General features: G+C 35.7%; 11 protein-coding genes and 1 pseudogene. 4 read left to right on the top strand and 8 right to left on the bottom strand.

Annotated features, from left to right (window positions below; genetic code table 11):
• From M0Q17_RS09185 to M0Q17_RS09170, 4 genes and pseudogenes are all read left to right on the top strand, one after another.
• A pseudogene (locus tag M0Q17_RS09185) lies at positions 1-213 on the top strand (chemotaxis protein); the annotation flags it as partial.
• Positions 214-259: 46 nt separating this feature from the next.
• A complete protein-coding gene (locus M0Q17_RS09180) occupies positions 260-649 on the top strand; it encodes a chaperone NapD (protein WP_295086156.1) in 390 nt (129 codons plus the stop codon).
• A 3-nt stretch (positions 650-652) separates the two neighbouring features.
• Positions 653-952, top strand: a complete 300-nt coding sequence (locus M0Q17_RS09175) for a hypothetical protein (protein ID WP_295086155.1) — start codon at positions 653-655, stop codon at positions 950-952.
• Entirely contained in the window at positions 953-1,378 is a 426-nt protein-coding gene (locus tag M0Q17_RS09170; protein ID WP_295086153.1) for a hypothetical protein, read from the top strand.
• Here the strand turns inward: M0Q17_RS09170 and M0Q17_RS09165 are convergent.
• The 8 genes from M0Q17_RS09165 to M0Q17_RS09130 form a co-directional block, all read right to left on the bottom strand.
• A complete protein-coding gene (locus M0Q17_RS09165) occupies positions 1,375-2,658 on the bottom strand; it encodes an aminopeptidase P N-terminal domain-containing protein (RefSeq protein ID WP_295086151.1) in 1,284 nt (427 codons plus the stop codon). The genes M0Q17_RS09170 and M0Q17_RS09165 overlap by 4 nt on opposite strands.
• Positions 2,655-3,248 carry an ABC-type transport auxiliary lipoprotein family protein gene (locus tag M0Q17_RS09160; RefSeq protein WP_295086149.1) on the bottom strand — a complete coding sequence of 198 codons (594 nt, stop codon included), beginning with the start codon at positions 3,246-3,248 and terminating at the stop codon, positions 2,655-2,657. Before M0Q17_RS09160 ends, M0Q17_RS09165 begins: the two co-directional genes overlap by 4 nt.
• A 1-nt stretch (position 3,249) precedes the next feature.
• On the bottom strand, positions 3,250-4,215 hold the full coding sequence (locus tag M0Q17_RS09155) for an MlaD family protein (RefSeq protein WP_295086148.1): 966 nt from the start codon (positions 4,213-4,215) through the stop codon (positions 3,250-3,252).
• Between the two features lie 39 nt (positions 4,216-4,254).
• Complete coding sequence (locus tag M0Q17_RS09150; RefSeq protein ID WP_295086146.1) at positions 4,255-4,992, bottom strand: ATP-binding cassette domain-containing protein; 738 nt, start codon at positions 4,990-4,992, stop codon at positions 4,255-4,257.
• Positions 4,992-6,113 carry an MlaE family lipid ABC transporter permease subunit gene (locus M0Q17_RS09145; RefSeq protein ID WP_295086145.1) on the bottom strand — a complete coding sequence of 374 codons (1,122 nt, stop codon included), beginning with the start codon at positions 6,111-6,113 and terminating at the stop codon, positions 4,992-4,994. The genes M0Q17_RS09150 and M0Q17_RS09145 overlap by 1 nt, the downstream gene beginning before the upstream one ends.
• Positions 6,114-6,122: 9 nt before the next feature.
• Positions 6,123-6,614, bottom strand: a complete 492-nt coding sequence (locus M0Q17_RS09140) for a chemotaxis protein CheW (RefSeq protein ID WP_295086143.1) — start codon at positions 6,612-6,614, stop codon at positions 6,123-6,125.
• Positions 6,614-9,001, bottom strand: a complete 2,388-nt coding sequence (locus M0Q17_RS09135; RefSeq protein WP_295086141.1) for a chemotaxis protein CheW — start codon at positions 8,999-9,001, stop codon at positions 6,614-6,616. Before M0Q17_RS09135 ends, M0Q17_RS09140 begins: the two co-directional genes overlap by 1 nt.
• 10 nt (positions 9,002-9,011) lie before the next feature.
• Positions 9,012-9,792: chemotaxis protein (locus M0Q17_RS09130; RefSeq protein ID WP_295086139.1), on the bottom strand; the 781-nt coding region annotated here is incomplete at its 5' end.

Here is a 9,792-nt window from a genome sequence, read left to right as displayed (position 1 = left end):
CAATGGATAGGAGTTGTTAAAAATCTTCGTAAAGACAAGGGTTTTTACTGGATAAAAGCTATTGTTTCGGGTGTTTATAAAGATGGGGAACTTGTCGAATACAAATCAATAAGAGCTCCCATAGATTATAATGAAAAGCTAGAGCATCAAAAACTATATGATACAATACGGCTAAAAAATGGCGAAAAAGTTAGAAAAATAATCTATGAATAGAGCTTAAAACACTCTGTTTATATAATAAAACAAAAAAGGAAAATTTATGAATATCTCAAGCATAGTAGTTCAAACAGTACCAAAATACCTTAATGAGGTTGTACAAAGTCTTAAAGATTGTGAGGCATGTGATTATCACTTTCATGATGAAAAAGGCAGAATAATTGTCACTATCGAAGGAGAAGGTGTTTCAGAGGAGCTTCAAAAGTTAAGAGTTATTGAAGAGATACCTCATGTTGTAGCAGCCGACATGCAAATGGCATATAGCGAAGATGAGCTTGATGCGCATATGAAGGTCATCGAAAATGGTGATGCTGTTCCCAAAATGTTAAACGACGACACAATTGATGCTAGAAATATTAGATACAACGGCGATTTGAAGAAGAAAGAAGATTTAACTCAGTTTGCCAAAAATTTTGATGATACTAAGAGGTAGATTTTGTCAGTAGTATTTGAATCAACTATAAAAATGGTTGAAAATAGTAAAAGTGATTGGTTTATAGAGCTAAAGGATACTCAAAGCGGGGATATTGTTATCTGTAAAGATTTACAAGAGTATTCTCGGCAAATAGAGGAGCTTGGCAAAAAATATAACGGCATAATTGATGAAGTAAAATGGGGCAAAGATGTAAATGTTCATCCAGCTATCATTGACACCGTAAGATTTGAGATGTCTAAACTTCAAAGAGACTTAGAAGAAGAGACAGGCAAGCCGCTTATTGGCGAGGAAGCAAGATAATTGAAGCCGGAAGCATTAAAAACATTAAGATATTTAAGTGTTGAGGAAATTCAAAAGCACTTAAAAAACTTTGAGTATATTACCATGGCAACGCCTGCTCCTGATTCTTTCAAAGATACTCCGATTCATTTTACCCTTTTTTTAAATACCGCTGATGCTTTACCAGAAGATATTCAAAAGGCTATTTTTAGTAAATTTCTAGATGATAACAGCATAAGAGTTCCCATAGAGGTAATGAGTCAGATTATGCCCGTTGGATTTTCACAAACCTCCTATGAGACTTTCATGCCGCTGCTTTTGGTAAAAGAAGAAGATATAAAAAACATCCCAAATGTGCCAATGTTTGTTATAGACTTTTTAGCAGATTCGGACAATTTTAGCGAGGCAAAACAAAAGGGCTTAACAGGCTGGAGCTACAACTGCTAAAATTTAAAGGATAGTGCCTCTATCTCCTCTACAGTTTTTGCAATGCAGAGCGATAGATTTTCGCATCCATCTTTTGTGACTAAGATATCATCCTCGATTCTTATGCCTATCCCGCGATACTTCTTTGGTACGCTTATATCATTTTTATCTATATATAGACCTGGTTCGATTGTTAAAACCATCCCCTTTTTAAGTGCTATCTCTCTCTCTTTTGCATCTTTATATGGTGCTGGATCATGAACATCTATCCCCATCCAATGCCCTATTCCATGCGGATAGTATTTTTTATGTTTCTGCTGTTTTATCAGTTTCTTATACTCGCCCTTTAAGATGCCAAGCTCAACCATCCCCTTTGTAAGTAGCTTCTGGGCAACTTTCTGTAAATGGCTTCTTTTTACTTCTGGTTTTATCATCTTGATTATTCTAAGTTGAGTGTTTAGTACAAGATTGTAAAGCTCTTTTTGCGCCTCTGTGTACCTGCCGTTAACCGGAATCGTTCTTGTAATATCGCTTGCATAGTAGTTATGCTCACACCCCGCATCTATAAGTATTAGTTCGCCCTCAACAAGCGGTTGGTCATTTTTTATATAGTGGAGTGTATTTGCACTATTTCCACATGCTACTATGGATGTGTATGCATCGCTGTATGCGGCATTTACTTTAAACTCATGCTCTATCTCGGCTTGTAGTTGGTACTCATATTTGCCTTTTTTATCTATCTTCATCGCTCTATGATGTGCCTTGGCAGTTATGGCTATCGATTCTTTGATTAGCTCAATCTCTGCGGCGGATTTAATAAGCCTCATCTTCTGTACGAGCGGCACTATATCATGTTTTGTTTTTATAGCTTTTGTTAATTTTAAAACTTTTTTAGCAGCACTTTTTTTTGAATTAGTTTCAAAATATATATTTTTTTTCTCTTTTAAAAACTCTTTGAACTTCTTTTCGAAATCTTCACTTAGATAAACTTCATCAACCAAAAATCTTTTTTTAGCCTCTTTTTCCCCAAGTCTCTTGCCTGTCCACAACTCTAGAGTTTTATCTTTTTTTTGAACGAACAAAACACTTTTTGTGAATGTTTTAGTTTTTATAAAAACCAAAGCGGCACTCTCCTCTTTAAAACCGCTAAGATAGTAAAAGTTGCTATCTTGCCTAAATGGATGCTGCGTATCATGAGAGCGAGTTGTATGCTCGGAGCTAAAAATAACCGCAACTGAATTATTTGAGAGTTTTTTAACTAAAAGATCTCTTCTTTTTTTGTATTCTCTTTGTGTTATCATCTACAAATCTCGCTTAGCCACTCTATATTTTTAGAAATTATCTCTAAGAGTGCAATATTAAAAGCCTCCACTCCGCCATTAGCATCAAGCGTTTTAGTGTTTATATGTGAGCTAAATACTTTAGAAGCAACTACGCTGTTTGTTTTTGCATCTATAAGCGATAAACTTATAACAACCTCTACATGTGACTCTCTCATCTCATGGGAGTAAAACTGCATAAACTCCTCTATATTTGTCTCTAAAATAAAGTCACTTTTTACTCTTGATTTTGATGGATGAACACTGCTAAATAGTCCAGAATCTCTTATGTTTTTTAACAATAAAGAGCTAATCATGTCACTTGGCGATTCTTGCCACTGTGACTGTGAATAGGAATATACTCTATTGTTGGCATCTGTATAATCCATATTTAAAGTAGCTAGTGAGTTAGTGCTAAATGCCCTTAGAATTTTCAAGGAGTTCTCTTGAGAACTAGAGACACTATGGTTGATTTTAATATCTTTTATTGCAATGTTATACTCTGCTACTGGAGGCTTTATTGTCGTACAACCGCCAAAGAGCATCGCTAATATAATTAATATAGTTCTCATCTCACTTTTCCCCCGGTCCTTTTTTAATCTCTTCTTGCATAAATAGTAAGTCTGCCGGACTTCTCTCATGTTTTTTTAGCGTCTCTTGGATTTCTATAATAAGATTTTGCATATCCAAAAAAGCACTGTTCATTGTCGGTAAAATATCACTGCTCATCTCTTTTATATTAAACTCTCCACTCTCTAATGCCCTGTTAATTGTATCCATTGCATTCTCTACGCTAAGATAGCTGTTTTTTATTGAATCAAATGCAGCTGAAATATTATCTTCAAAATTAACACTTTTATCAATAAATTTATCTATTTGTGGCATTAGTTTCTCGAGTTTTTTCGAAGCACTATTTAGATTTTTAGCTGTATTTTTAAAGTTGTTGATTGTCTCTTCATCTAATGTTTGATTTATCTTACCCATCATGTCGGCGCTGTTTTTTACAAGTAAAGAGAAATTATGTTGATTATCATCTTTAAACAATTCGCGTATCATTTGCAAAGTCTCTGTTAAATCCTCAAACATATCTAAAAATCTGCTTTCTAACTTTACAAGAGTAGATGGAATTGATTTGATAACTGGGTATTCCCTTTTTGCATCTGCAGCAAGAGGTTTTGCATCTGTTTGGTTATTTGAGGTAAGATTTATATAACTAAGCCCCGTAATACCCTGAGAAGTAAGCTGTGCTTCTGTGGATGTTTTAATCGGAGTCTCTTTTAGTATCTCTATTAAAACCTCAACCTGCTCTAGATTGTCTTGACTAAGACTAAGCTTTACAACTTTTCCGACACTAAACCCTTTATATTTAACGGGAGCATCAATATTTAATCCTAAAACAGATTCGTTAAAATATACAATATAACTCTCTACTTCACTCTCTTTAGCAGGTTTTAGCAGCCAGAAACCGAAGAATCCCATCCCGATAACTCCTATTAAAACCAAAGCACCGACTATAGTATAATTGACTCTATTGTTCATTAAAGCTTACCTCTGGCAAATAACCGTAACAACTCATTTTTATATATACCCTTTAAAGAAAGTTTTTATAAATTCATTATCAATTGTTGAAATATTATTAACGCTTCCATCATATATTATTTTTTTGTTATCTATAACAGCTAGTGTATTTATTGTATCATAAATTGACTGTAAATCATGGGAGACCATAACCACCGTTAGCTTTAAAATATCACGCAGTTTAAGTATTAAAGCATCAAAATCTCTTGCAGATATAGGGTCCAACCCGCTGGTAGGTTCATCTAAAAAAAGAAGTTTTGGGTCCATAGCCAGTGCGCGGGCGAGGGAGGCTTTTTTCTTCATTCCTCCACTTAGTTGAGAGGGAAAAAGAGAGGCATCGCTAGATTTTAATCCAACAATACTTAGCTTAAAGTCAACTATTTCATCAATTAACTTTCTTGGTAAATCACTATACTCGATAAGCGGCAATGCAATATTTTCCCTTATATTTAAAGAGGAAAAAAGAGCTCCTGCTTGAAACAAAACGCCCCATTGCTGCCTAAGTTCCTGCGCGTGTTTGTAACTAATACCGCTTAAATTATACCCTAGCACTTTTATAGTTCCGCCATCTATCTCTTGGAGCATCAGCATCTCTCTTATAAGAGTTGTTTTACCGCTTCCACTTGGTCCTACTATGCCGTATATCTCCCCCTCTTTTATCTTTAAGTTTAAACCCTCATGCACTATTTTATCGCCAAAAACAGTTTTTAAATCCGTCACTTCAATAATATATTTCATTATATTCCCAGATTTGTAAAAATTATAGAAAAAAGAGCATCACACATAATTACCGCAAAAATAGACTCAACCACGCTTTTTTTGGTATTTATCCCTATGCTCTGAGTATCATCTTTGACGCCGATGCCTCTATATATGCCTATAACAGCTATCAAAAAAGCAAAGAAAGGACCCTTTATAATTCCTATAAAAAAATGTTTTGCTTCTATTACATCATTGAATCTATCTATAAAAAGAGTGGTGCTGATATTTAAATCTTTATAGGCAATAAGCATGCCGCCTAAAATACCCATAATATCTGCGATAAAAATAAGTATGGGCATTATTATCATTAACGCTACTACTCTAGGAATAACCAAAAATCTAAAAGGCTCAAATCCCATAGTCATCATAGCATCTATCTCTTGTGTAATCTTCATAGCCCCTATCTGTGCAGTAAATGCCGAGCCGCTTCTTCCGGCTATTACTATGGCAGTGATAAGGGGAGCCAACTCTCTTAAGATAGACAAACCAAGCGTTTCTACTATAAAGATATTTGCTCCATATAGTTTTAGCTGATATGCGGATTGATACGCTACAACTAATCCTATTAAAAAGGAGGTTACACTTATAATACCTATAGCCTTTATACCATTTTCGTTGATTTCGAAAAATATCTCTTTGTATCTAATATTTTTAACTATGCCAATATTGTGAATAGCACTCGTGAAAAATTCTCCTAAAAAAGCCATAAAAGATAAAAAAATAAGATATTTTTCATAAAACAGCCTACCGAGTATCTCTAAGTAGCTCTTTTGTTTAAACTCTTGAGTCGCTTTAATTTTATCTTTGTGTTTTTTTACCAATTCAATCATGTCAGAGATATCTTTGCTCGCAGAGAGTATCTGTAGCTCTATGGCGTTTTGAAAGATTCTCTCCTGCAAAGCATAAATCATCAGAGCAGATGCTGTATCAAAAAAAGTAACCTTGCTAAAATCTAAAACTACTTTCTTTTCTTGATTTAAATGCAGTGTTTCTATTTTTTTTTGAAGTTTAGCTATGTTATAGAGGGTTAACTCCCCTTCAAAAACCAAGGAGAGTATATTGCCGGTATAAATAATCTCTAAAGATGAAGTATCCATAGAATAGCGTTAGAAATCTCTCTCTAAAAGTTTATTTACTTTTAGTATTGTTATAATCTTATCTTCTTGCTTACCGACTCCGTCGATTAATGTATCATCGCCGTTAACAGTCTCGGGTGCAGGCCCTATTCTTGATTTTTTAATTCTAATAGCCATTGTAAGTCTATCTATTACAAAGCCGGCTACATCATCCCCATGTCTCATAACGATAAATCTCGTATCTTCATTATGTTTTTTAGGATTAAGCCCAAATTTAAGACGCAAATCAATCAATGGTATAACTGCGCCGCGCATGTTAAAAACACCTACAATATACTTTGGAACCTGAGGAACTCTCGTCCAAGGAAACGGTTTAATAATCTCTTGAATCGCTAAAATAGGAATTGCATACTCCTCGTCTCCGATTATAAATCCAACCAACTGAACTATGTCCTCAGAGTGATTTATATCCTCATCTACTTTATTTTGTTTGCTGATTATCTGTTTTAATTTTTCGCTCATTATAAAAACTCCGATCTAAAATTAATATTTCTTTGGACTACGCTAGAGAGGTAGTCTGCTGAATATGGCTTAGTTATATACTCAATCATTCCCGATTCTACTCCACGCATACGATCAGACTTGCCGGTACGTGATGTCACTGCAATAAGAGGCAGATTTTTATAACGGTTATATTTTTTAATTTCAGTAGCTAGCGTATATCCATCCATTCTAGGCATTTCTATATCTATAAGCATTGCATCAAAATTATGGCTACCCTGTTTTAAAATACCAAGCGCTTCTTGTCCATCCCCAGCTTCAACCAAAGTAACACCGAGAGGCTCTAGTGATTTTCTCATAATCATTCTATCTGTTTTTGAATCATCAACTATCATAACAGTATAGTCACTTGCTTTTGTTTTTTCACGCATTAACAAGGCAGAATCTGAATTAGAATCTGCTATTGCCGATGTTTTTACATGTTTTGCCATATCCATAATAGCCACTACGTCAACAATAAGCGTAACCCCGCCATCACCGCGAATAGTAGCCCCTGCAATTCCTTCAATACCTTTTAGGAACTCTCCTAAAGATTTTATAACAATCTCCTCTTGACCTACTAGTGTATCGACGATAAGCCCTAGTTTGCTTGTGCCCAAACCAAGCACTACAACATAAGCATATTCGCTTGAATCTAGTATGCGTTCTACTTCAAAAATATCTCCGATATGAACCAGCGGAAGGACATCCTCGCGAAGTCTCATAACTGAGCGACCCTCTACCGTATAAACTTCATCGGTAGATATTCTTACCGTCTCTAAAACAGATGCAAGCGGAATAGCGTAGTGCTCCTCTTGAACCCCGACTAAAAGTGCTTGAATAATAGCAAGAGTCAACGGAATTTTAAGTTTTATAGATGTTCCTACACCTAGTTCGCTGTCTATATCGATAATCCCGTTTAGTTTTTCAATATTGGTCTTAACAACATCCATCCCAACGCCTCGTCCAGATACGTTTGTAACTTTTGCCGCCATTGAGAAACCTGGCTTGAAGATAAGAGTAAATGCCTCTTTATCACTCATATTTTCAGCTTCTTTTCGAGTGATAACCCCTTTTTCAAGCGATTTACTCTTAAGCAATCCTGCATCAAGACCTTTTCCGTCATCATCTATCTGAATAACGATTTGATTCCCCTCATTGTATGCTTTTAGCTTAATCGTTCCTGTCTCGCTCTTGCCCTGTCCTGCTCGCACATCAGGTGTCTCAATTCCATGGTCACATGAGTTTCTTATGATATGAACTAACGGATCGCCAACCTCTTCAACAATAGATTTATCAAGCTCCGTATCTTCTCCGAATATCTCAAGTTCTATCTTCTTATTTAGCTCACGGCTTAAATCACGAATCATTCTTGGAAATTTATTAAACACCTTTCCTATCGGAAGCATTCTTGTCTTCATAACTGCTATTTGAAGGTCTGTTGTGACAAGAGAGACGATTGAGACAACTTGATTTAACTCCTCAAGAAATCCCTCTCCTTCATAACGCTCTTCAACATCGTCATTTATCTTTATAAGTCTGTTTTTAGCAAGAACTAACTCTCCTATTAAGTTCATAAGATGATCAAGTCTTTTAACGTCAACGCGTATGGTTTGCTCAACCGTAGAGGCTTTTTTTGTAGGTGCTGCGGCTTTAGCATCATCTGAAGAATCAGAATCATAATCTATTGAAGCAGGTCTTGGCGACGGAGTTACTGCTACAGGAGCTTTTGAGATAGGAACCAAAGGTTCATCAGCATCATCTTGTGTATCATCTTCTGTTTGATCCTCAGTAGATGAAGATTTCGCTTCTCTTTTTACTCTATCTTCTTCTTGTCTTTGTTGTAAGAGTCTTTCTATTTCGGCTTCTAACTCATTCTCGTCCATGTTTTCATAATCAATCTCATCATCCTCGGCCGATTCTTTAACTTCTATTTTTTCAACAACAGGAGCCTCTTGAGCTACTGGAGGTTCAGTCTTCCCACTTCCCCCGGTACACTTATCAAGTCTGCTAACGCAGGCAGAAACATCTACGCCTCCATCAGAACTGCTATCTCGGATAATAACCAAAAGAGCTTTCATCAAGTCTATAGACTCTAAAATAACATCCATGATATCAGCATCTATTATCAAGTCTCCGTGTCTTGCTTTGTTTAGCACATCTTCCATGTGATGGGTTAAATATGTTAAAACATCAAAGTTTAAAAATGATGAGGCGCCTTTTACAGTATGTGCAACACGAAATATTCTATTTAAAAGCTCTAAATCTTGAGGGTTATTTTCCAGTTCCACCAAATCTTGATCTAACTGTTCTACTAACTCAAAAGACTCAACTAAAAAATCTTGTAGTATCTCTTGAAATTCATCCATATTTTCACTCCTACTTCATATGAGCACGAACTATTCGTGCTACTTCATTATAAAATGAACTCGCTTTAAACTTAACTAAATAAGCCTCACCGCCTGCTTCAGCACCTCTGTTTTCACTAAAGTGATCACTGATAGAAGAGTTAAATACAATAGGAATATTGCTAAATCTCGCATCCTCTTTTGCATTTGCCGCAAAATGAAATCCATCCATTTTAGGCATCTCAACATCAGAAATAATTATTTTTAACGTATCAGAAAGCTTATCTCCGTAAATTTCATAAAGCTCATTAAGCTTTTGCAATCCCTCTTCCCCGTCCATTGCCTCAAGAACATCAAATCCCATTTTTGTAAGTGCTTCTTTAACGATCTTTCTCGCTGTGGAACTATCGTCTAAAATTAGCGCCATGCCTGAGAAAATTTCATTTTCAACACTATCAAATTGTGTATCAGGCTCATACAGTCCTAAATCCTGCACAACGCTCTCAAGATCAAGGATGAGAAGAACATTGTCCCCTTCTATTTTAGTAACACCGGTTATCTTGCTTCCATCAAGCGTAGCCCCGTCACTCATAAAAGATGCCGGTTCTATATCTGCCCAGCTTATTCTTCTTATTCTTTTTGCCTCATGGACTATAAATCCTATAAGAATGTTGTTAAACTCGGTAATTATTACTCTATAGTTTTTTTGTGAATCTTCAGGCTCTTTAATCTTCATCCATTTTGCTAAATTTACCGCCGGGATAACAACGCTTCTTAAATCAAAAATACCCTCTATAAAATCTGGGGTATTT

Source organism: Sulfurimonas sp. (genome assembly GCF_023229105.1).
GTDB lineage: Bacteria > Campylobacterota > Campylobacteria > Campylobacterales > Sulfurimonadaceae > Sulfurimonas.
Note: the sequence above shows the minus strand (reverse complement) of the source record. Positions and strands in the feature narration are given on the sequence as shown.

Coding starts and splice junctions, on each gene's coding strand:
- M0Q17_RS09180 (WP_295086156.1), top strand. CDS start 260: ATGAATATCTCAAGCATAGTAGTTCAAACAGTACCAAAATACCTTAAT.
- M0Q17_RS09165 (WP_295086151.1), bottom strand. CDS start 2,658: ATGATAACACAAAGAGAATACAAAAAAAGAAGAGATCTTTTAGTTAAA.
- M0Q17_RS09160 (WP_295086149.1), bottom strand. CDS start 3,248: ATGAGAACTATATTAATTATATTAGCGATGCTCTTTGGCGGTTGTACG.
- M0Q17_RS09155 (WP_295086148.1), bottom strand. CDS start 4,215: ATGAACAATAGAGTCAATTATACTATAGTCGGTGCTTTGGTTTTAATA.
- M0Q17_RS09150 (WP_295086146.1), bottom strand. CDS start 4,992: ATGAAATATATTATTGAAGTGACGGATTTAAAAACTGTTTTTGGCGAT.
- M0Q17_RS09145 (WP_295086145.1), bottom strand. CDS start 6,113: ATGGATACTTCATCTTTAGAGATTATTTATACCGGCAATATACTCTCC.
- M0Q17_RS09140 (WP_295086143.1), bottom strand. CDS start 6,614: ATGAGCGAAAAATTAAAACAGATAATCAGCAAACAAAATAAAGTAGAT.
- M0Q17_RS09135 (WP_295086141.1), bottom strand. CDS start 9,001: ATGGATGAATTTCAAGAGATACTACAAGATTTTTTAGTTGAGTCTTTT.